This is a genomic window from Motiliproteus coralliicola (assembly GCF_003345655.1).
Classification (GTDB): domain Bacteria; phylum Pseudomonadota; class Gammaproteobacteria; order Pseudomonadales; family Balneatricaceae; genus Motiliproteus; species Motiliproteus coralliicola.
In genome coordinates, this window is the sequence record NZ_QQOH01000001.1 from 1,343,470 (window position 1) to 1,364,604 (window position 21,135).

Below are 21,135 nucleotides of genomic sequence, written 5' to 3' on the forward strand. Positions count from 1 at the left end.
TCCGAGTCAAGCCAGCTGGATTAACCATTCTCCTGCTCCAATTCGAACTCAATACAAGATTGCCCCTCTGCATCCAGGCGCACTCTGACCAGAATCGGCTGACAACAGCGCTGACAATCTTCGATATAGCGCTGTTCGCTTACCGACGGATCCACCAGGAACAGCTGTCCACTGCCGCAGTAGGGGCAGTGCCCTGATTGTTCGATCAAGTCCCCCATGCTTATCTCCTCCTCCCGTCAATCGGGAACATCCAATGGCCGTTGACCACCGGATTCGGCTTCTTTCTCCCCCAATTCGGCCCACCCCTTAGCTTAGTCGGATATGCTCGTCCGGATCGGCTATAATGCCCTGTCAACCGAAACGAAATCAGCTACTGAGCCTGCAACACCGACGTTATGAAGCACCGTCCCAGCAAAGCCGAAATCCGCGCCGAACTTAACCAGCAGGTTCAGGAGTTCCTCGAGCGCGGTGGGCAGATCAAGGAGTTTGACGCCGGCGTCAGCGGCTTCGCCGACGGCCAGTACCACCGCACCGGCGGTTTTATCGAGCGCCCTAAGGACAGTCGAACCCCGGTTAACGAGGTGGTGGCCCGTATCGAGTCCCGTCGGCGTAGCAAACACCTGGCGGTGCGAACCCAGCGCAATAACAAACCGCAGAAAAAACTGCTCTACGACGATTTCGGCGAGCCGTTACGCTGGGTCTGGAGTGAAGACTGATACCGATTCAGACCGGCATTCACTAGTAAGCACCTAACCGCTTTAGCGACCCTGAACCGGCATACTCTCCCTTGCTGTCAGCAGCCCTGATACCCGCTTTAACCCCCGGCTGCCCACTCTACAAGCCCGGTACCTAAGTCGTAGTTAACCGACCCGATGGGACCATTGTCGCCCTCACCTCCCGAGCCCTAAGCTGTGCCCAAACCCTGTTGCAAACTATCCGGGAGTCATCATGAAACCGCATACCTCCATTTTCCGCCTGCTGGGCCTGACTCTGGCATTGGTCGGCCTGACCTTCTCCGCTGTCACCAGTGCCGCCGAACGGGGTACCTCCCGGCAGGCCAAGGTCATGCTGGACAACGCCGTCCATGTACTGGAGCAGCAGGGGCCGAAACAAGCTTTCGCCAAGTTCAACGACCCTCAGGGCGGCTTTATTCAAAACGATCTGTATATCTTCGCGATCGATATGGACGGGGTCTACCAGGCCACCGGTGCCAACCCGAAACTGGTCGGCCAGTCGCTGGCCCAGACCACCGATGCCGCCGGTAAGCCTATCGGACGGGAGATCTTGACCCTGGCCGACAAGATCGGTTACGGCATTATCGAGTATGAATGGTTGAATCGGCACACCAACGACGTGGAGCACAAGTTTTCACGGATCCGTAAGGTCGGAGACTATGTGTTGGGGGTCGGCTTCTACCTGCCGAACGAGGAGCAGTAGCTCATCCCTCAGAATACTTCCCTTGCTGGCGCCTTCCTTGCCTCCCCGTCAAGAAAGGCGCACTGCATTTAAGGCCCTTGCCCACAGTTACCGTCAATCGGCTAGTGTTAGGCTTCATCCAACAGGGCTTTAAACTCTTCCGCCAGCCAGTGCTGCGCCTCGCCGGAGGCTCTGCCTTTGGGCATCACCCGATCCACCGGCGGGCTCCAGGGCTTGTGATCGAAACTGATCGGCAGGCGTTTGAGGCCCCGTGAGACCCCCTCCTCCTCGGCCAGATGGCAGGGTAGAAAGCCCCAACCCAGTCCCTGACCGATGAGTTCGCGCAGTACATAGTAATCGTTGCCCCACCAAACTTTGGCCGACACCCGCGCCATCGGCGCCAGTTCCTCTTTATTGACCCCTCGTGAAAGCAGCTGTCGATGGGGCGTCAGGTCGGAAACAGAGACCGAGGTGAGCGCCGCCAACGGATGATCCTGGTGACAGTATGCACTGAACGGCAGATTCCCGATGTAGCAGAGCTCCACGGTGCGGGGGAAACTGGGGTCGGCCAGCATCAACCCCAGGTCGGCCCGACCACTCTCGATCAACCCGATCACATCGCTGCTGGCGACCTGCTGAAATTCCAGCTCGGTCACCGGGAAGCGCTCGCTGAACGCCTGCAACTTGGCTTCCAGCGTCGGCACCATCAAGGCCGGATCGATTGCCAGGGTCAGCTCGGCCTCATGGCCCCGGTTCAGTGCTCGGGCAGCCAGGTCCAGCTCGCTGCTTTGTTCCAGCACCGCCCGGGCATAGTTGAGCAAACGCTTCCCCGCCGCCGTCAAGGTAGGCCTGCGGGTGCTGCGGTCGAACAGCTCGGTCCCCAGATCGATCTCCAGGTTGGCGATCCCCTGGCTGACCGCCGACTGCACTTTTCCCAAACGTCTGGCGCTGGCCGAAAATGAGCCCGACTCGGCGGCTTCGACAAACATCCGTAATTGCTCAAGGTTGTACATGGGCAGACTCTAAGTTCCGACGCGGCTGATTAATCAACCCAAACTATCACCAATACTGATAGTTACCAACTTTAAAGCCTGGAGTTTACCGATAGAATTGCGACATCTTCACCCTGTTAGAGCAATCATGATGTCGACCAGAGAACGAATTTTTCACGCGCTGATATTTGAAATTATCGCCATTGCCCTGTTTGTGCCGATCTCAATGTGGGTAACCGGTCAGGGTGCTGGAGCGATGACAGGTCTCGCTATCACGCTGTCATTGATCGCCATGAGTTGGAACTATGTCTATAACATCCTGTTCGATCGGTACGCAGGGGAGGATCGGATCAACCGCAGCCTAAAGCTAAGAATGACTCACAGCCTGTTGTTTGAGGCTGGATTAATGGTGATCTGTATTCCGGTCATCATGTGGTGGACGCAGCTGGATCTATTGACCGTGTTCCTGCTCGACCTGGGTGCAATTCTGTTCTTTCTGGTTTACACCCTGGCGTTTAACTGGGTCTACGACCACTGCCGGTACCGGCTACAGCAGCGCCAAATGGCGCTGGAGAGCCACGGCGGTTAGTCCGCCTGATAGTGAAAGCGCAACACCTTGAGAGCTCGATTCGGATCCTGTTCGGGGAAACTATCGGGATTGGCCAAACGCTCAACATAGGTCGCTTTCGGACAATGCTGCTGCATCAATTCAATCAAGAAGCCCGGTGCGATGGTGGGATCGTTCAAGCAGACCAGTAGTTCAGCTTCGGGAAGGAGCAGCTCCGGTAGCCGTCGCAGTACGCGCTGGTAGTCTTCACTGGCGACAAAGCTGCCCCGTTGGAACGACGGTGGATCGATTACGACCCGGTCGTAAGGTCCCGATTTGCGCAATTTACCCCAGCTGCGGAACAGCTCATGGGGGAGAAAACGCACCCCGCGCAGGTCGTGGTCGTTGAGCTGATGATTCTGCTGCCCCCGCTTCAACGCGCCTTTGCTCATATCCAGATTGACCACCGTCTGGGCGCCGCCAGCCACCGCCGCAACCGAGAAGCCACAGGTGTAGGCAAACAGATTCAAAACCCGAGCCCCCTGAGCACGCTGACGCAACCATTGACGCCCATTGGCCATATCCAGAAACAGGCCGTGATTCTGGCTACGTCCCAGCTGCAGGCCGTATTTCAGACCCTGCTCAGTGACTACCAGTTCGGTTAGCGGCTCTCCCAGCAGCCAATCGATCGGCCCACCACGCTGATACCGATGTTGTACCGCCACCCGACCAACCCCCTTGACTTGAGCCTTATCGACTAGTGGCTGTAAACGCTCATTGGACTCGGCCTGATACAACGTAATCAGCATCACCGGTGGCAACCAGTCGATGTTGAGGTGCTCAAGGCCGTCAAAACAGTGGCCCCGGCCATGGAACAATCGGCTGATCTCGGTACAACCGGCAACGAACTCGGTGCCTTCGATCGCTTCAATCGCGGCAGTTAACGATGCCTCCTGGGCTGATGTGGAGCGAGGGGATGTACTGCTAGATGAAGTGGGCATTGTTAGATATCCGCGCCAGACAAGGTGGCTGCGGATTATAGCCGCCGCAGAGCCTGTCGCAATGGGCCAGCACGGATCGTTGCCGAAACGAAGGCCGGTCAAGGTCGCTATGACCGTCATCGCAGATGCGCAACCCAAGGGTTTCGACTAATGGTGGATCCGGGCTATCTGCACACGGACTCCCCGAACCCTTTATCATCTACCGCCGCATAAGCCCTGCATTGTAGGAGGCGACGAATTAAACGATCTGTATCGATGTACCGTTGAAACTTTGCCCCTCCGGCCCCATCTAAATTAGCAACCTGAATAACCAAAGGAACCCTGAATGCGAATTCTGTTATTTCTAGCCACCAACCTAGCTGTGATACTTATAGCAGGCGCCTCATTTACTATCTTGGGACTAGACAGTTTTCTCTATTCTCAAGGCCTAGCGATCAATTTACCCGGTATGCTTCTCTTTTGTGGAGTATTCGGTATTGGCGGGTCTCTAGTATCTCTATTTATCTCGAAGTGGATGGCCAAACGCGCTACCGGTACTCAGATTATCGAGCAAGCTCGGACCGCCGATGAGCAGTGGCTACTCGATACCGTTGCTGAACTGTCCCAGCAAGCCGGTATCAAGATGCCGGAGGTGGGGATCTTCCCATCGCAGCAATCCAACGCGTTCGCGACCGGCTGGAATAAAAATGATGCCCTGGTGGCGGTCAGTATCGGCCTGTTGCAGCGCTTTAGCCGCGACGAAATCAAAGCCGTTATGGCCCATGAGATCGGCCATGTCGCCAATGGTGATATGGTGACTCTGGCGATGATTCAAGGCGTGGTAAATACATTTGTTATGTTCTTTGCTCGAATCTTAGGTCATTTAATCGACAGGGTTGTGTTCAAAAATGAAGAAGGCCATGGAATTGGTTTTTACGTTGGTTGGTTCATTTCCGAAATAATCTTAGGCATCTTAGCATCCACTATTGTTGCTTGGTTCTCACGCCGCCGTGAATACCGCGCCGATGAAATGGGGGCCAAGCTGGCCAGCAGCGGAGCCATGATCAGCGCGCTGCAGCGTCTCAAGGCCGAGCAAGATCAGCCATCACAGATGCCTGATCAACTGGTAGCCTTTGGGATTTCTTCAGGATTAAAACAAGGCCTAATGAACCTTTTAGCCAGCCACCCGCCGCTGGATGATCGCATCGACGCACTGCGTCACGGCTAAGCTGCCGCTGACCCAGCCGCCCACAAAAAAGCCGCGATGAATCGCGGCTTTTTTTTGCCTCGGCGTTGGTGGACCGATCAGGTTTCCGCCCCGACGCGCCGGATCGGAATCTGAATATGGATGGTGGAGCCCTGTTCCAGATCCGAGGTCACCGCCATATGGCCCCGGTGCTGCTCGGTCACGATGTAGTAGGAGAAGGACAGGTGCTTGCCGGCATCGAAATCGTCCGCACTCTCGTTGTTGCTGAAGAAGGGTTCAAACAGCACCATCTGCTCATCTTCGGTTAACCCGACACCGTTATGGCTGAGCTTAAACCAGAGGTTGCCGAACGACTCCATCAACACCAGCTTAATCCGCGGTTCGAAGCCATTTTGGTTCTTACGCTGCAATGCCCAGCTGGCATGTCGCAGCAGGCTCAGGAATACCTGCTGCAGCTCGGTCACATAACAGGGTACCAGCGGTAAGCTCTGGTCATACTGCTTCTCCAGCTTGATCCGCTGGAAAGACATACCACCGGCGGCCGGTATCACTTCACTGGCCAGCTGCAGGGTATGGTCCAGCAATTCCGGCACATCCGCCACCTGGCGTTTTTCATGACGGCCGCGGGCAAAGTTCAGCAGGTTACTGACGATCTTGGATACCTGTTCGCCGCGGGAGGACATATCTTCCATCACCGCCTGCAGACGCTGCATATCGGTTTCATTGTCGCTGTTGAAGTTCGGTGCGCCGTCACCACTACGGTTCTTGCTCAGCAGTCGGTCAAAGCTACGCAGATCCATCAACAACCCCTGCAATGGCAGGTTGATATCATGGGCCATGGACGACGCCAGTTCGCCCATAAACGACATTTTGTCGTTGTGGATCAGCATGTTTTCCGCACTGGTCTGTTTCGACACATCATCGACCAGGATAACCACCCCCTGGTTGCTGTCGTGCAACGGGTAGATGGTGATATCAAAGTGGGCCAGCCCTCGCAGGCTCTGTTTCAGATGGATCGGCTCGTTGGTTTCGATCGCCTGCCGAATATGATCGGGCACTACCGTTACCGTTGGGTAGACCTCCCAGAGTGAATTACCCAGTGCCTGGGCTGCAGGGATACCGGACACCCGCTCCACCTCATGGTTCCACTGGGTCACCCGGCCTTCAGAGTCCAGCCCCACCAGCATCAACGGCATGGAGGTCAGGATATCCTGAATATAGGACTCCGATGCCAGCAGTTGAGCAGTGGTGTTGCGATGCTGGTCGATCTCCTGCTCCAGATTGGCGGTACGCTCACGCACCCGCTGCTCCAACTCCCGACGGATCTTATCCAGCTCGCGGTTGGCGCGATTAGCACGACGCCGGGCCAGGTAGAGATAGACACTCAGGATTGTCAGCAGAATGATAAAGGTGCCGGCACTCCAGTTGGCCAGATGCTGCCAATTGGTGTGGCCATCTTCCTGCCGGAACAGTGGGATTTTGGCCCAGCCGGTCTGACTATAAGAGAAGAGGAGTAAAGCACTGACGATGACGCCAGGCTTGCCCCTGGCCAAGGTCGTATAAAACACTGCTCGCCGCTGGAGAAGCGATGAAATCCAGCCGTACAGTTTTGGGGCCATCCTTAATACATCCCAAAAAACAAAAACATAAAAACCCAATGGTAGCACAGCCCAACCCTGGGTAGAGAGCACCATTACATGACGATGGCGATATGCCGATGGGGTCTGAATCGGTCTAGGGATTGTGGCCGCCGTCGGCAGCGCAAAAGGCCCGCCCAGAAACAGCCACGCCGGGCTCAACTGCTTGCCGATTCGGGTTATGATGGCCGCTGATTTTACCGGCGCTAACCCGGCTGGTGAAACAAACCACGGCGAACTAACCCACTCCGCGACTGATTCAGGGAACACCCAATGCTCGATCAACTTGAACCTAAACTGCTGTGGCACCATTTTGCCCAGATCTGCCGGATCCCTCACCCCTCCTACCATGAAGAGGCGCTGATCCAACAGCTGGAGGCTTTCGCCGAGCAGCAGCAGCTTGAGCATTTTCGTGATCGAGCCGGCAACCTGATTATCCGCAAACCTGCCAGCCTCGGCTGCGAGCAAGCCCCGGGCGTCATTCTGCAAAGCCACGTCGATATGGTGCCGCAGAAAACCGATGACTCCGGTCATGACTTCCAGCGTGATCCGATTCAGCCTCGAATTGTCGATGGCTGGGTGCACGCTACCGACACCACCCTGGGGGCCGATAACGGTATCGGTGTGGCCGCGTCGTTGGCGGCGCTGGAGTCCACGGAGTTGCGTCATGGTCCACTCGAAGCCCTGTTCACGATCAACGAAGAGAGCGGCATGGACGGCGCCAAGGGGCTGGAGCCGGGACGCCTTCAGGGTGAGTTGTTGCTGAACCTGGATTCCGAACAGGAGGGCGAGCTCTACGTGGGCTGTGCCGGCGGTATCGATGCCAGCGCTCGACTACCACTGCAACGGCAAGCCCTCAATCCGGATCAGACCGGGCTCCAATTGATTGTACGTGGGCTGGCCGGCGGCCACTCCGGTCTCGATATCCATCTGGGGCGCGGCAATGCCAATCAACTGTTGGCCGGCTTACTGCAACAGCTCGGGCAACAATTTGAACTGCAGTTGATCGATTTTCGCGGCGGCACCCTGCGCAACGCGATCTCCCGCCGAGCCGAAGCCCTGATCGCGGTACCATCGTCTCAATGCGAGCAGTTCCGGGCTGCGCTGGAACCGCTGAAGCAAAAACTGATCGAGCAGTTCCAACAGGTGGAGCCGCAGCTGGCGATCGGTTTACTGGAGGAGCCGCTGGATAATGAAACCGCGTTGGATGCCGACAGCTACCAACGGTTGATCGAGGCGATTCTGGCCTGCCCCCACGGGGTCGAGCGGATGCATCCCGACCTTGACGGGGTGGTCGAAACCTCCAACAACCTGGCCGCCGTCCGGGTGGCTGAACAGAGCGCCGAACTTCAGTGTCTGGCTCGCAGCGCCATTGAAGCGCAGCGCGACAAGCTGTGCCAACGGATCAGCCAGCAGCTGACACCCTTCGGCGCCGACTGTCACTTCGATGGAGCCTACCCGGGTTGGTCACCGCAACTGAATTCGCCGCTGCTGGCCACCCTGCAACAGGTGCACCAGCAACAGTTCGGTCAGCCGGCGGAGGTGATGGTGATCCATGCGGGGCTGGAATGCGGGCTGTTGCAGACCGCCTACCCCAACTGGCAGATGATCTCATTCGGACCGACAATTCGATTCCCCCACTCCCCTGGAGAGAAGGTTGAAATCGCATCGGTCGAACGGTTCTGGGATTACCTGGGAGCCGTATTGAAGGCCCTGGCCGACTAGATAACTTCACACCGGCACCAGCAACAGGGCCTGTTTTCAGGCCCTATCCTATCCCGGCAGGCTGATGGTCTCCGGATCATACCGGTGGGTACAGTTCCGGCCGTTAGCCTTGGAATGATACAGCGCCGCATCGGCCTGTTTAATCCAGGTCTCGAGCGCGCCGGTGCTCGACTGAATCTGGGCGTAGCCCAGACTGATGGTGAAACTGACACTCTGGTCATCGAACTGCAGGCTCAACGCTTCGACCTCCCGGCGAATACGCTCGCAGAACTGCTCGGCGCCGTCCTGATCGGTATCACACAGGATCACCGCGTACTCTTCACCGCCATAACGCCCGGCCATATCACTCTCACGAATCAGGCGCTGGGTCAGAGCGGCGGTGGCCTTAATCACCTCGTCACCGATCTGATGACCGTAGTTATCGTTGATCCCTTTGAAATGGTCGATGTCGAACATCACCAGCGTCGAGATATGGCCGTAACGCAGACAGCGCTTGAACTCTCGCTGGGCCATCTCTTCCCAATGGCCGCGGTTGAACAGCCCGGTCATTCGGTCGGTGCGACTGATCTTCATCAGCTCTTTGTTCAGCGCGGTCATGTTCTGTTCGTTAACCGCAGCCTGGGTAACGTCGTAGATCGAAATACAGATCTTATCGACCTCGCCGGTGGTCGACAGCAACGGCAGGAAGGTGATGTTCTGATACATATGCGCGGCCTGCCCGGTGATCGGCCGATAGCTTTTGAACCGGAACAGGTAGGGGCGCTGCTGCCAGGTCGAGTAGACCGGCAGGTTCAACGCCACCACCGCCTGTAGCTGCCGCAACAACCACTCGCTGGGCAGCTCGGGGCTCAGCTCAAACAGATTGGACCCTACCGCATTGCTGACCCGGATATCGGAGTGATTCTCCATAAAATCATTCCAGGCCACGACTCGGTAATCGGTATCGACCACAATCAATCCGACATCGATCCCCTGCAACGCCCCCATCATCCAGTGCACGTCATTGACGGATATCTGCTCAGACATGCCTGCTTACTCCACCAGCCATTTAACCCGTTCCTCCAGTGCCGGTGTTGAATCACCGGTGAAGATCAGCATCAGAGTGCAGTTGATGCGTTGTTCCTGTATCCCGTAGCGGATCCCGATCGTCAGCCGTTCTTCATCAGCACGGCCGTGCTGGAACCGCAGAGCACCAACATCGATCCCACGACCAAGCACCTCAGGATGGCCAACGCTGAACTTCAACTCCAGCTGGTCCGCCACACCAGACATACAGGCGCCGATCAGAATATTGGAGATCTCCATCAGTAGATCCAGTTGGGTGCTGCCCTCCTCCGGATCGAAAATGTAGCTCAACTCCGAAAGGTCGCTCTCGTCGATAAACAGCAGTGCCTCACCACTGATTCCGGCACAGGCAAACCCTTGACTAACAACCGATAGGCGATGATTCGGTACCGTTTCTGCCACCACTTCGGCCAGCTGAACCCCAGGGGTCAAACGGACCTGAGGGATCGGCAGTTCGATAAAGACGTGGAGCAACCGCGCCAACAGATCCGCCGCCTGCCCCATGGCTACGTTGGCGACCTCCTGATAGCCCTCGGTGATATCAAACTCCACCTGGATATCCGAAGACAGGCTCTCGAATAATTGATCCGGCGCCTCCAGCTCCTGGAGTACCCCGTAGCGCTGCAGAATCGCATCGAGCTTGTCACGATTGATCGGTTTCTCGATGAAGTCCAGCGCTCCCAGCTCCATCACCCGACGACGCGCCTCGGGCTGGACATCCCCCGAGACCACGATCACCAGCGTCGGCAAGTCCTGGGATCGAACCACTTCGAGGACCTGGTAGCCGTCCATCAACGGCATATTCAGATCGAGGAACAGGACATGGGCCTGGCCCTCTTTAATCGCACTCAGTGCTTCGAGGCCGTTGGCGGCAAAACTGACATCCACATTCCAGTTTTCGGGTAGCGAGCGAGCCATCTGCTTGCGGGCAAAACCGGAGTCGTCACAGATTAATATCGGAATCGGCATAGTTTCGGATCTACTTCCGGATACCAAGCTCAAGGACGGAGAGCCCCTCTCTCCCCGCGCGTATGGCAACCATGGCAATACGCTTGGGACTGTCTTGAGCAGGGATTATCTCAACATCCATCGCATGGACTTCATTCATCTAGGTATAAACCGGATTCTAATCACTTAAGCTATTGATCTACCAGACCATTAGCAAATTAACCTAGATAATTTGTGGATTAAGCCTCCAAGCCTGATCCGCAAGGGCCACGCGGGCAAGCGGTAGCCCTTACGCTCGATCCGACTCAGCTCTCTCCCTTGGATTCGCCACCCATTTGAGGCGCGCAAGCCAAGATCCGATCGGCCAGCCGGGAGAACGGCAGGCTCTGGATCCAGACGGTCCCGGTTCCACTAAGGGTGGTCAGGCAGAAACCTTCGGCGCCGAACAGCATCGATTTCAAGCCCGATACCATCTCGATATCGTAGTCGATCCCCTCGCTGAAGCAGACCAGGCTGCCGGTATCGAGTTTAATGGTTTCGTTATTGAGCTGTTTGCGGATCACGGTACCGCCGGCATGGATGAAGACCAGTCCATCCCCCTCCAGCTTCTGTAGGATAAAGCCTTCGCCACCGAAGAAACCGGCGCCCAGTTTCTTCGAAAAAGCGACCCCGATCTTGGTTCCCAACGCGGCGGCCAGAAAGGCATCTTTCTGGCAGTACAGAACCCCGCCCTGATGGGCCATGTTGACCGGTACGATGGAGCCTGGATAGGGTGCCGAGAAAGCCACCTTTCGGCGGTCCTGGCCCTGATTTTCAAAATGGGTCAAAAACAGCGACTCACCGGTCAGCATCCGCTTACCGGCCGAGAACAGTTTACCGAACACGCCTTGATCCGGATCCGAACCATCGCCCATCTTGGTCTCGAAGCTGATCCCCTGCTCCATGTAATTCATCATGCCCGCTTCGGCGATCACCGTCTCTCCGGGATCAAGGCCGATCTCAACCAACTGCATCGACTCGCCCTGGATGTGGTAATCCACTTCATGACATCGCATCTTTTATTCCTCGTCACTGTCATCGGAAGATGCTCGAAGCATATCAGCATCGTCGCCCGCCCACGACCCGTGTTGGCCACCAAAAAACCGCTACTGCCGCTGAAAACCCGATGAATGACAACAGATTACGGTTTGGCTTTCCGATAAACCCGGCCCACGCAACCGCTAAGCACGCCCCGGTAGCGGAACTCCGTAGCAGATGCTCAAGTCGGATGAACCCGATCTCTTCGACCAAAGTTATCCCGCTAAATAAAGGAAATCGTCATATACCGGTGTTAACCTCTATGGTTCGCTGTGACGGAAAACGGTGGGCTTTTCGTAGGAAGTAACAGTGAACAGCACAGTTAAAGCCGAGCTTGCTGGATCGATTGTTATCACCCGGCAACCCGGCAAAGCCTCGGTCATCGCAATGGCTCAATGCCCTTTGTCATTGCGATGACTGAACAAGTTAGCCTTTTTAAGGAGTAATACATGGCAAATCGTGATGTCTATGTCCTAAGCGCAGCCCGTTCGGCAGTTGGTGGTTTTGGCGGTTCGTTGAGCGGTATGGAGCCGGCCGAACTTGCGGGCACGGTAATGAAAGAAGCGGTATCGCGCTCTCAGGTAGACCCGAACAAGATCAACTATGTCACTGTCGGTAACTGTATTCCGACCGAAGCACGTTCTGCTTATGTGGCTCGTGTCGCCTCAATCCAAGCTGGTCTGCCGATGGACTCGGTAGCGATGGCCGTTAACCGCCTGTGTAGCTCCGGTCTGCAAGGCATCGTAACTTCCGCGCAAGCGATCATGCTGGGTGATTGCGACTACGGCATCGGTGGTGGTGTTGAAGTCATGTCCCGTAGCGCCTACCTGGCTCCTAGCCTGCGCAACGGTGCCCGCATGGGCGATACCACCATGGTGGATGCGATGGTAGCGACCCTGACCGACCCGTTTGGTGTCGGCCACATGGGTATCACCGCCGAGAACCTGGCGGAGAAGTGGGAGATCACCCGTGAGGAGCAGGACGCGTTCGCAGCCGAGTCTCATCGTCGTGCCGCCGCCGCTATCGAAGCCGGTCACTTCAAGTCACAGATCGTACCGATCACGCTGAAGAGTCGTCGTGGCGAAACCATCTTCGACACCGACGAGCACGTCAAGCCGGGCACTACGGCCGAGAAGCTGGGCGGTATGCGTCCGGCCTTCAAGAAAGACGGCACCGTAACGGCCGGTAACGCCTCGGGCATCAACGACGGTGCGGCCTTCTTCGTACTGGGTGGCGCCGACGCCGCCGAGCGTGACGGTTACAAGCCGATGGCTCGCCTGGTGTCCTACGCGGTCGCCGGTGTTCCGAACCACATCATGGGTGAAGGCCCGATTCCGGCCTCCAAGCTGGCGCTGGAGCGTGCTGGCCTGTCGCTGGATCAGATGGATGTGATCGAGTCCAACGAAGCTTTTGCTGCCCAAGCGATTGCGGTAGCCAAGGGTCTGGGACTGGATATGGCCAAGACCAACCCCAACGGTGGTGCGATCGCCCTGGGTCACCCGATCGGCTGTTCCGGTGCCTTTATCGCCACCAAGGCGCTATACGAGCTTGAGCGTACCAACGGCCGCTACGCACTGGTCACCATGTGTATCGGTGGTGGTCAGGGTATCGCGACCGTGTTTGAGCGCTGCTAATACCCGCCTCCCGACAGGCAGACAATCGGCGATCTTCGGGTCGCCGATTTTTTTGCCCATGCCGCCGTATTTTCCGGCCAAAAACTTGGCCAAGCCCACTGAAAAGTCAAAAAATCTTCAGCCAATCAAGCACTTTGCTTTCTTTTGATTTATATCAATTCTATATTAAGCAGTCCGCCGATCGCTGCCATGACTGCGATCAGCAGCTTTACGGATTCGATTAACAGACAAACGGACTTGGCTATCTGAAGAGACGTCTACATGAAAACCATAGGTGCGAAGCTAACTTCCGTTTTCCTTCTAACCATTCTGATTCTGCTCGCCGTGGTCGGCTGGAGTGTCAGCGCACTCTGGGGGCAGATCAACCACTACCAACAGCTGGTAAGCCATGCCGCCCATTATCAGGGTGATATCCTCAGCATTCAGGCCGAATTTAAAACCCAGGTTCAGGAGTGGAAGAACATCCTGATCCGAGGCGCCGACGACAGCCAGAGGGAAAAATATTGGGGCCGGTTCCAGAAACGCGAAGCGACCATCCAGGCGGATATTGCCAAGCTCAATACGGTGCTCAGTGAGTATGCTGCCGGCAACCCCCTCTACAACGACTCTCAGGTACTGCAACTGATCAGCGACTTCATCCAATCCCACCAGCAGATGGGCCAGGCTTACCGGCGCGGATACGATGAGTTCATTAATTCAGGTCACCAAGCCAGCGTCGGTGATAAAGCCGTCTCCGGAATCGACCGGGCTCCGACCCAATTGCTGGCCTCGGCCGCCGAGGAGATCGAACGACTGATGGATCTGGAGTCCGAGCAGGCCTACCAGGATTCTTTGAGTGTGATCACCAGCGAAATCATAGTAATCCTGCTCACAGCGTTGCTGGGTGTGGTGCTGTTTATCATCGTCTCCCGCCGTATTATCGTCCAGCCGACCACGCTGCTGACCAACGAGCTGGCCCAGATGGCTCAAGGCGACTTCTCCTCACCGACCCGCTACCAGAGCAATGACGAGATCGGCCAATTGGCCGACAGTGCTCGAATGGTGCAGACCAATATGACCGACGTTCTGGCCAGCCTTAAGCATGCGGCGGACGAAGCCAGCAGCGCCAGTACCAATCTGGCCGATACCAGCAGCCGCGCCCACGATGTCGTCAACGAACAGCAGTCTCAGACCGAACAGGTTGCCACCGCGATGAATGAGATGGCTGCCACCGTCCAGGAAGTGGCCCAGAGTGCCCAGACCGCCGCCGATTCGGCCAGAGAGGCCGATGACCAGGCCCGAGCCGGACACCAGGTGGTCCAGGGTACGATTTCCTCGATCAACAACCTGGCCGCCGAGGTGGAACGCGCCTCCTCGGTGATCGAAGCACTGGCCCAGGACAGCAACAGCATCGGTTCGATTCTGGATGTGATCCGCGGTATCGCCGAACAGACCAACCTGCTGGCACTCAACGCCGCCATCGAAGCCGCACGCGCCGGCGAACAAGGCCGAGGGTTTGCGGTGGTTGCCGATGAGGTCCGCTCCCTGGCCCAACGCACCCAGGAGTCGACCGAAGAGATTCAGCAGATGATCGAAAAGCTGCAATCCGGTGCCACCGATGCCGTGGCGGTGATGGAGGCCGGCAAAGCCCAGGCCCAGCAAAGTGTCGACAGCGCGGCCGCAACCGGTGAAGCCCTGGGGGCTATCGAACAGGCGGTCTCGGCTATCAACGACATGAACCTGCATATCGCCAGCGCCGCCGAGGAGCAGTCATCGGTGGCCGAAGAGATCAACCGTAACGTGGTGGCCATCAGCCATTCAACCGAGGTGACCGTCGACAACTCATCGCGTATCGAAGCGGTCAGCCAGCAGGTCGCTCAGCTATCGAGCGAGTTCCAACAGATCACCGCCAGGTTCAAGGTGTAATCATCCCAGCCACAAAAAAGCCCGCACTATGAGGGCTTTTTTATGTTCGCATGACCCTCAATGATGGATCCGGTAACAGGGTTGGTAATCGCTGAAGTTGATCTTCATCCGCCGCTGCTGCACAAACTGCTGCAACAGGCGATCCAGGTTTTGCATCAGGGAGCTATCACCATGGAGCTCGAACGGCCCATTGGCTTCGATCTCCCGTATCCCGGCCTCCTTGACATTACCGGCCACGATGCCAGATAGCGCCCGCCGAAGGTTCGCTGCCAGCCGGTGAGTCGGTTGGTCCCGGTGCAGCTCCAACGCCGCCATGTTGGGATGGGTCGGCTCGAATGGCTGCTGAAACAGCTCGTAGTCGATAAACAGCGGCCAATTGAAGTGAAAGGCCTCACCGGTTACCCGGCGATGCCGGGTAACCTGGAACAAACCCGACTTCATCAATCGTGCCACCTGCACCGGATCATCGACGATGATCTCATACTTGGACGCAGCCTCATCGCCGAGACAGTCACGAATAAAGCGGTCAATACTGTCGAAGTAGGCCCGGCTCGATTCTGGCCCGGTGAAGATCAGCGGGAACGGAATATCCCGGTTTCGCTCGTGCAGTAACACACCCAGGATAAACAGGATCTCCTCGGCGGTCCCCGCACCACCTGGAAATACCACGATGCCATGGCCCAGCCGCACAAATGCCTCCAGCCGCTTCTCGATATCCGGCATGGTAATCAGCTCGTTAACGATCGGGTTGGGCGATTCGGCGGCAATGATGCCTGGCTCCGAGATGCCGACGTAGCGACCGTTCTCATTGCGCTGTTTGGCATGGGCGATGGTCGCCCCCTTCATCGGGCCCTTCATGGCTCCCGGACCACAGCCGGTACAGATATCCAAGGCACGCAGGCCGAGCTCGTAACCGACCTTCTTGGTGTAATCGTACTCTTCGCGCTCGATCGAGTGACCACCCCAACAAACCACCAGATTGGGCTTGATCCGCGGTTTAACCGCACGAGCATGGCGCAAAATATGGAACACCTCGTTGGTGATCGATTGGGACGGTTTCAAGCGGGTGTAATTCAGGTCCAGCTCGTCACCGACATACAGAATATCGCGCAGTACCGAGAACAGGTTCTCGCGGATACCGGCGATAATCTTGCCATCAACAAAGGCGGTATCGGGCGCATTGAACAGGTCCAATTGGATCCCGCGATGCTTCTGGCTGATCTGAATATCGAAATTCTTGAACCGTTCCATCACCTCGCGGGTGTCGTCCATATCACTGCCGCAGTTGAGCACCGCCAGTGAACATTTACGGAACAGTTGGTAGAGGCCGCTTTGACTCTTATCCAGCAGCCGGGTGATCTCATACTGAGACAGGGTATCCAGCTCAATTCTCGGGGTGACACTGGCGGTGACGCCTTGATGATAATCCATATACTGACTCCAACTTCTTGTTCTGCTCGCAGTCTATGTCGATCGGGTGACGCTTTTGTGACTGCGCTTGGCTAAACAGACTACCGACAACTGTTAACAGTTCCCTAAGCATAGTTGGTTTGAATTCAATCGTTTAAGGAATCTTAAGCCGGCTGCTCGGCACTCTTAATTCTGCTGAGCCATACAATGGCGACTACTACCAGCAGCAGCGGCGGTGCCATCGCCAGGTTGACCCAGTCCCAGCCCCACAGGTTCTGCAGCAGCCCGGAGCAGAAGCTGGCCACCATCACCGACATCGACACCAGCATCTCGTTGATCCCCTGGGCACGGGCTTTTTCCGCCGGACGGTAGGCCTCGGTCAGCAAGCTGGTCGATCCGATAAACAGGAAGTTCCAGCCCACCCCCAGCAGGATCAACGCACTGGTGAAATGCCAGCGGCCGATACCCTGCAGGTTGACCAGAATGCAGCCGATCATCAGTACCGACCCCACCAGCATGATGGTCGTCACACCGAAACGGCTGATCAATCGTCCGGTGATAAAGGACGGCGCGAACATTCCCAACACATGCCACTGAATCACCCCGGCGGTGATTCCGAAACTGAAACCGCAAGCCTGCATCGACAGCGGCGTGGCATTCATGATCAACACCATCACCGCGTAGGCCACTACCGCACCGAGTACCGCCACGATGAAGACCGGCTGGCGCACCACTTCGGCAATCGGACGGGCTTGGCCGTGCACCTCCTCATCGCTGGATGGCGGCACCCGGACCCAACCCAGCGCGGTGATCGCCAACAGATAGATCAGTACCAGCGCCAGGTAGTTGCCGCCGTAGAGCAGATCCGGCAGCCAGTCCCGACTCCAGATCGCTAATGCCGGCCCCACTAGGGCAGCTACCAGTCCACCAGCCATCACTAACGAGATAGCACGATGCTTATGGGCTTCATCGCTGACGTCGACCGCCGCGAACCGATACAGCTGACTGATGCCGATACAGGCACCGATCAGCGCACTGCCGAAACAGAACAGCAGCAAGGATTCACGCCCCAGCGCCCAGAACGCCACCAGGGCACCGACAATACCGAGACCGTTACCGATCCAGAATCCGGCGCGGCGTCCTATCCGTTTCATCAACAGCGATGCCGGATAGGCGGCCAGCATGGTACCGAGGAACTGTATCGCCACCGGTAGGGTCGCCAACGCCGGTTGATCGGCCAGCTGGTTGCCGATCAACGCCAGCACCGAGACCAGCAACACATTGCCGGTGGTCAACAGCGCCTGACATAGCGCCAGCAACGCCACACTGCGATTGATAAAGAACGAGCTCAGTGCAGAGGCTGACAACACGCGATCCACTCCTTGGCGGCGATGAAAGAAAAACGAACTTAGCGTACAACGAGATTACCCGCTGCGATTTGACGCAACGGGCAACAGAAGTTGAATGTTAGTCTAACAGTTGGCGGACAAAGGCCGGCACCACGTCGCCGGCCGGTCCGTAGATCTGCTCGGCAAAGGCCGACTCCTGCCGCGACGGTTCCAGATTCAGCTCCACCGTATGGGCGCCGGCCGCCAACGCCACCTGGACAAAGCCGTTGGCCGGATAGACCGTGCCGGAGGTGCCGATGGAGATAAACAGATCGCAGCGCTCCAGCCGATCGTAGATTTGGTCCATCTGCATCGGCATCTCGCCGAACCAGACGATATCGGGCCGCAAGGTTCCCAGCTCGCCGCAGCAACGGCAGCGGGTCGAGCCATCCAGGTCCTCCAGGTGCTCAAACACCTCTGAGCTGTCCAGACAGCGCGCCTTGGTCAGCTCACCGTGCATATGAATCAGCGACCGTGAGCCCGCCTGTTCGTGGAGGTTGTCGACATTCTGGGTCACCAGACAGAACTCGCCGTCGAAACGTTGCTCCAGCTCCGCCAGCGCCTGATGAGCCAGATTGGGCTGGGTCGACGGGTCCATCAACTGACGACGCCGCATGTTGTAAAACCGGTAGACCAGCTCCGGATCACGCTGAAACCCTTCCGGCGTTGCGACATCCTCGATCCGATGATCCTCCCAGAGCCCATCGCTGGCACGAAAGGTTTTCAGTCCTGACTCGGCCGAAACACCGGCACCGGTCAGTACCACAATGGAACCAAATCGAGCCATAACGCCTCTCCTATTAATAGGGATGTCATCAACGATTAATGAGGCTACGATAGAGGTTAACCGACGGGAAGGAAACCCTGGTTAGCGGGTTCCTGCCGGTTGTCCTCATGCCCAAGGAGACTCTGCATGCGATCATCCAAGCTGTATATCCTCGATACCAATAGCCAACCACTCTTTATTAGCTGTGCTAATTGCCTGTTTTTCCTTAGATTTCACGGGGCTTAGAGCCAAGGCCACTTTGTGGCTACCTGCATAAAAGTGCATAGAGCCGCGTAATTTTCGCACAAAAAACGCACATGAAACGCACAGATAATTGATGCCCGCTTTATTAGCACTGCTTATAATATGCGAATCAATCTATTGGAGATATTCATGGCTGTTTACGCTCTCACTTGCGGACGATGTGGCGGAATTAACCTCAAGGACAAAGGGCCTCATCGACAAAAACGTGAATATCGCTGTTACGACTGTGGGCACACAACCACCAAATTCGAACTAAAGGCGGTCAAACCAAAAACAATCGCCCCGTTCGAAGAGCACCAACTAAAGAAACAAATTCGCGAGGCTACCAAAGAGACCCGCGAAGCTCACAAACAAATTGAAGAACTCAAGCACTCCCTCGGTATCGCCAATGAACTCACAGACACTTCGCTCCAGCCCCCTGAATGGCTCCAGTCGAACCCAGCCTCAGCGCAAGACGCAGTCTCCGTTGCCTTCTTATCTGATACCCACTTTGATGAAGTGGTGGACCCAGCTGAAATCAACTTCGTTAACGCTTACAACCGAACCATCGCTGAAAATCGACTCCGTACCTTCTTCAATATTGCCGTGGATATTGCCAGCGACCCAGGTCGCAATCTGCGCACTAGCGGCTTTGTTCTCCCCCTCGGTGGGGACATAGTTGGCGGAAACATCCACGAAGAATTAGCCCGAACCAATGAAGCAGGGATCATGGACACGGTAATCCACTGGTCGAACGAGATCGCTGCGGGCATTGAACAACTAGCTGATAAGTTCGACCGCGTTACCGTCCCATGTGTGACCGGGAACCACGGACGCAACACACTCAAACCGATCAACAAAGGCCGCACAGGCGATAACTTTGACTACCTGATTTATCGCCTACTTGAGCGGCACTTCCGAAAAGACCGCCGAGTCAGTTTTATCATCCCCCGCTCTATCGCAGCCAAATGGAACGTATATGGACATCGATTCCATCTCGAACATGGCGACAACGGTTTTAGAGGCGGCAACGGCATCGCAGGAATTTGGTCGCCAATTATGCGGGGTGACATGAAACTTCGACAACGTGAACAAGCGGTCGACCAAGAATACGACACCCTCATGCTAGGCCACTTCCATCAGCTCAAATGGGGTGGCCACTTCATTATGAATGGGAGCCTAAAAGGGATCGACGATTACGCCAGCAACGGTAAATTCGGCTATGAACAGCCCCAACAGGCGTTCTTCATGGTGGACGCTAAGGGCCAGATCGTGAATATGAATAGCATCCAGGTTGCTAGAGACGAGGATTACGAAGGCGTCTCCGTATTCGAGGTTACGGCGTAGAGTGGATTACCCAACGGGTATGATCTGGCGCTCGATCACCCTGTATACCGTTAACAGAAAAATACGGCGGAAAGAAAACCATATTGGTTCCGGTCCACTCACCGCCGTGTTTTTCGGCTAACCGTTTCGCTTCGTCGTGGTCCCGCTTTAGCCTGTCGATGTTGTGGGTTAGAGCATACTCGACCGCCGCCACATATAACCCCGGCTGACGAATCGCCCCGCCTATCATCTTTCGAATACCCCGGCAGCGTTTGATTGCCTCTTTGCTTCCCAGCAGCATAGCCCCAGACGGGCACCCTAGGCCCTTATTCAGACAAACCATAATAGTATCGCAACCGGCCACCAGATCGGCCAGCGTATCGCCTGTGGCAACGTGAGCGTTCCAGATGCGGGCGCCGTCCAGATGGACCGACAGCCCGAACGATTTAGCCCGGTCGCACATTTCCGCCATTCTGTTAGCGTCCAGCGGGCGGCCCCGGTGGGTGTTTTCTAGACAAACCAGAGTCGTGGGCGGCTTAAACAATAGATCACGCTGCGGGATGATATCCCCGATATCTAGGCCGCCATCTGGGGTAACCGGAACTGTTCGGCCAACCGCCCCGCCTAAAGCCATTGCGCCGCCGCACTCTTGCCCGTAGATGTGATAATCCGCCCCAATGATAAATTCGTCTCCGCGCCCGCAGTGATGCAGCATGGCAATAAAGTTAGCAGCGGTCCCGGTGGCCGTAAGCATCGCGTCAGCTTTGCCGAACATCTGAGCAATATGCTGCTCTAGCTGGAACGTCCGCCCATCCTCCTGCCTAACATCGTCGTCATAGGTAGCCCGAGTCATGGCCTCCAGCATCCCC

Annotated in this window: 19 protein-coding genes; 8 read left to right on the top strand and 11 right to left on the bottom strand. The window is 56.6% G+C overall.

The annotated features are described in order from the left end of the window. Positions 1–20 precede the first annotated feature (20 nt). Positions 21–218, bottom strand: coding sequence for a CPXCG motif-containing cysteine-rich protein (locus DV711_RS05955; protein WP_114694695.1), 198 nt, complete (start codon positions 216–218; stop codon positions 21–23). A 177-nt stretch (positions 219–395) separates the two neighbouring features. Here DV711_RS05955 and DV711_RS05960 point away from each other — a divergent pair, with 177 nt between their 5' ends. Both DV711_RS05960 and DV711_RS05965 read left to right on the top strand, forming a co-directional pair. After that, positions 396–716, top strand: a complete 321-nt coding sequence (locus DV711_RS05960) for a hypothetical protein (protein WP_114694696.1) — start codon at positions 396–398, stop codon at positions 714–716. Between the two features lie 232 nt (positions 717–948). Then, complete coding sequence (locus tag DV711_RS05965) at positions 949–1,437, top strand: cache domain-containing protein (protein WP_114694697.1); 489 nt, start codon at positions 949–951, stop codon at positions 1,435–1,437. A 107-nt stretch (positions 1,438–1,544) separates the two neighbouring features. Here DV711_RS05965 and DV711_RS05970 read toward each other — a convergent pair whose 3' ends face one another. After that, positions 1,545–2,429, bottom strand: coding sequence for a LysR family transcriptional regulator (locus DV711_RS05970; RefSeq protein WP_114694698.1), 885 nt, complete (start codon positions 2,427–2,429; stop codon positions 1,545–1,547). A 127-nt stretch (positions 2,430–2,556) separates the two neighbouring features. On the opposite strand from DV711_RS05970, the gene DV711_RS05975 reads away from it, so the two are divergent. After that, complete coding sequence (locus DV711_RS05975) at positions 2,557–2,997, top strand: PACE efflux transporter (protein ID WP_243633743.1); 441 nt, start codon at positions 2,557–2,559, stop codon at positions 2,995–2,997. Here the strand turns inward: DV711_RS05975 and DV711_RS05980 are convergent. Then, a complete protein-coding gene (locus tag DV711_RS05980; protein ID WP_165840010.1) occupies positions 2,994–3,956 on the bottom strand; it encodes a class I SAM-dependent methyltransferase in 963 nt (320 codons plus the stop codon). The two genes, DV711_RS05975 and DV711_RS05980, sit on opposite strands and share 4 nt — an antisense overlap. A 325-nt stretch (positions 3,957–4,281) precedes the next feature. Here DV711_RS05980 and htpX point away from each other — a divergent pair, with 325 nt between their 5' ends. Next, positions 4,282–5,163, top strand: coding sequence for a protease HtpX (htpX, locus tag DV711_RS05985; protein ID WP_114694700.1), 882 nt, complete (start codon positions 4,282–4,284; stop codon positions 5,161–5,163). 77 nt (positions 5,164–5,240) lie between these two features. Here htpX and DV711_RS05990 read toward each other — a convergent pair whose 3' ends face one another. Further along, a complete protein-coding gene (locus DV711_RS05990; protein WP_114694701.1) occupies positions 5,241–6,761 on the bottom strand; it encodes a two-component system sensor histidine kinase NtrB in 1,521 nt (506 codons plus the stop codon). A 291-nt stretch (positions 6,762–7,052) separates the two neighbouring features. On the opposite strand from DV711_RS05990, the gene DV711_RS05995 reads away from it, so the two are divergent. Further along, positions 7,053–8,504, top strand: a complete 1,452-nt coding sequence (locus DV711_RS05995; RefSeq protein WP_114694702.1) for an aminoacyl-histidine dipeptidase — start codon at positions 7,053–7,055, stop codon at positions 8,502–8,504. A 48-nt stretch (positions 8,505–8,552) separates the two neighbouring features. On the opposite strand, the gene DV711_RS06000 is transcribed toward DV711_RS05995, so the two are convergent. From DV711_RS06000 to DV711_RS06010, 3 genes are all read right to left on the bottom strand, one after another. Then, on the bottom strand, positions 8,553–9,530 hold the full coding sequence (locus DV711_RS06000) for a GGDEF domain-containing protein (RefSeq protein WP_114694703.1): 978 nt from the start codon (positions 9,528–9,530) through the stop codon (positions 8,553–8,555). A 6-nt stretch (positions 9,531–9,536) separates the two neighbouring features. After that, complete coding sequence (locus DV711_RS06005) at positions 9,537–10,538, bottom strand: response regulator (RefSeq protein ID WP_114694704.1); 1,002 nt, start codon at positions 10,536–10,538, stop codon at positions 9,537–9,539. Between the two features lie 284 nt (positions 10,539–10,822). Next, positions 10,823–11,572, bottom strand: coding sequence for a TIGR00266 family protein (locus DV711_RS06010; RefSeq protein WP_114694705.1), 750 nt, complete (start codon positions 11,570–11,572; stop codon positions 10,823–10,825). A 471-nt stretch (positions 11,573–12,043) separates the two neighbouring features. Between DV711_RS06010 and DV711_RS06015 the strand changes: the two genes are divergently transcribed. Together DV711_RS06015 and DV711_RS06020 are read left to right on the top strand one after the other, a co-directional pair. Further along, on the top strand, positions 12,044–13,228 hold the full coding sequence (locus DV711_RS06015) for an acetyl-CoA C-acyltransferase family protein (protein ID WP_114694706.1): 1,185 nt from the start codon (positions 12,044–12,046) through the stop codon (positions 13,226–13,228). Between the two features lie 261 nt (positions 13,229–13,489). Further along, on the top strand, positions 13,490–15,133 hold the full coding sequence (locus DV711_RS06020; RefSeq protein ID WP_114694707.1) for a methyl-accepting chemotaxis protein: 1,644 nt from the start codon (positions 13,490–13,492) through the stop codon (positions 15,131–15,133). Positions 15,134–15,190: 57 nt separating this feature from the next. On the opposite strand, the gene ppnN is transcribed toward DV711_RS06020, so the two are convergent. The 3 genes from ppnN to cobB form a co-directional block, all read right to left on the bottom strand. Continuing rightward, a complete protein-coding gene (ppnN, locus tag DV711_RS06025) occupies positions 15,191–16,564 on the bottom strand; it encodes a nucleotide 5'-monophosphate nucleosidase PpnN (protein ID WP_114694708.1) in 1,374 nt (457 codons plus the stop codon). A gap of 143 nt (positions 16,565–16,707) precedes the next feature. Next, positions 16,708–17,913, bottom strand: coding sequence for an MFS transporter (locus DV711_RS06030; protein ID WP_243633744.1), 1,206 nt, complete (start codon positions 17,911–17,913; stop codon positions 16,708–16,710). Positions 17,914–18,010: 97 nt separating this feature from the next. Then, entirely contained in the window at positions 18,011–18,718 is a 708-nt protein-coding gene (cobB, locus tag DV711_RS06035) for a Sir2 family NAD+-dependent deacetylase (protein ID WP_114694709.1), read from the bottom strand. Between the two features lie 372 nt (positions 18,719–19,090). Here cobB and DV711_RS06040 point away from each other — a divergent pair, with 372 nt between their 5' ends. Continuing rightward, the gene (locus DV711_RS06040) at positions 19,091–20,287 is read left to right on the top strand and encodes a hypothetical protein (protein ID WP_114694710.1); all 1,197 of its coding nucleotides are present in this window, start codon (positions 19,091–19,093) and stop codon (positions 20,285–20,287) included. Here the strand turns inward: DV711_RS06040 and DV711_RS06045 are convergent. Next, positions 20,277–21,131, bottom strand: a complete 855-nt coding sequence (locus tag DV711_RS06045) for a threonine aldolase family protein (RefSeq protein WP_165840011.1) — start codon at positions 21,129–21,131, stop codon at positions 20,277–20,279. The genes DV711_RS06040 and DV711_RS06045 overlap by 11 nt on opposite strands. Positions 21,132–21,135: the final 4 nt, after the last annotated feature.

Coding starts and splice junctions, on each gene's coding strand:
- DV711_RS05955 (WP_114694695.1), bottom strand. CDS start 218: ATGGGGGACTTGATCGAACAATCAGGGCACTGCCCCTACTGCGGCAGT.
- DV711_RS05960 (WP_114694696.1), top strand. CDS start 396: ATGAAGCACCGTCCCAGCAAAGCCGAAATCCGCGCCGAACTTAACCAG.
- DV711_RS05965 (WP_114694697.1), top strand. CDS start 949: ATGAAACCGCATACCTCCATTTTCCGCCTGCTGGGCCTGACTCTGGCA.
- DV711_RS05970 (WP_114694698.1), bottom strand. CDS start 2,429: ATGTACAACCTTGAGCAATTACGGATGTTTGTCGAAGCCGCCGAGTCG.
- DV711_RS05975 (WP_243633743.1), top strand. CDS start 2,557: ATGATGTCGACCAGAGAACGAATTTTTCACGCGCTGATATTTGAAATT.
- DV711_RS05980 (WP_165840010.1), bottom strand. CDS start 3,956: ATGCCCACTTCATCTAGCAGTACATCCCCTCGCTCCACATCAGCCCAG.
- htpX (WP_114694700.1), top strand. CDS start 4,282: ATGCGAATTCTGTTATTTCTAGCCACCAACCTAGCTGTGATACTTATA.
- DV711_RS05990 (WP_114694701.1), bottom strand. CDS start 6,761: ATGGCCCCAAAACTGTACGGCTGGATTTCATCGCTTCTCCAGCGGCGA.
- DV711_RS05995 (WP_114694702.1), top strand. CDS start 7,053: ATGCTCGATCAACTTGAACCTAAACTGCTGTGGCACCATTTTGCCCAG.
- DV711_RS06000 (WP_114694703.1), bottom strand. CDS start 9,530: ATGTCTGAGCAGATATCCGTCAATGACGTGCACTGGATGATGGGGGCG.
- DV711_RS06005 (WP_114694704.1), bottom strand. CDS start 10,538: ATGCCGATTCCGATATTAATCTGTGACGACTCCGGTTTTGCCCGCAAG.
- DV711_RS06010 (WP_114694705.1), bottom strand. CDS start 11,572: ATGCGATGTCATGAAGTGGATTACCACATCCAGGGCGAGTCGATGCAG.
- DV711_RS06015 (WP_114694706.1), top strand. CDS start 12,044: ATGGCAAATCGTGATGTCTATGTCCTAAGCGCAGCCCGTTCGGCAGTT.
- DV711_RS06020 (WP_114694707.1), top strand. CDS start 13,490: ATGAAAACCATAGGTGCGAAGCTAACTTCCGTTTTCCTTCTAACCATT.
- ppnN (WP_114694708.1), bottom strand. CDS start 16,564: ATGGATTATCATCAAGGCGTCACCGCCAGTGTCACCCCGAGAATTGAG.
- cobB (WP_114694709.1), bottom strand. CDS start 18,718: ATGGCTCGATTTGGTTCCATTGTGGTACTGACCGGTGCCGGTGTTTCG.
- DV711_RS06040 (WP_114694710.1), top strand. CDS start 19,091: ATGGCTGTTTACGCTCTCACTTGCGGACGATGTGGCGGAATTAACCTC.
- DV711_RS06045 (WP_165840011.1), bottom strand. CDS start 21,131: ATGCTGGAGGCCATGACTCGGGCTACCTATGACGACGATGTTAGGCAG.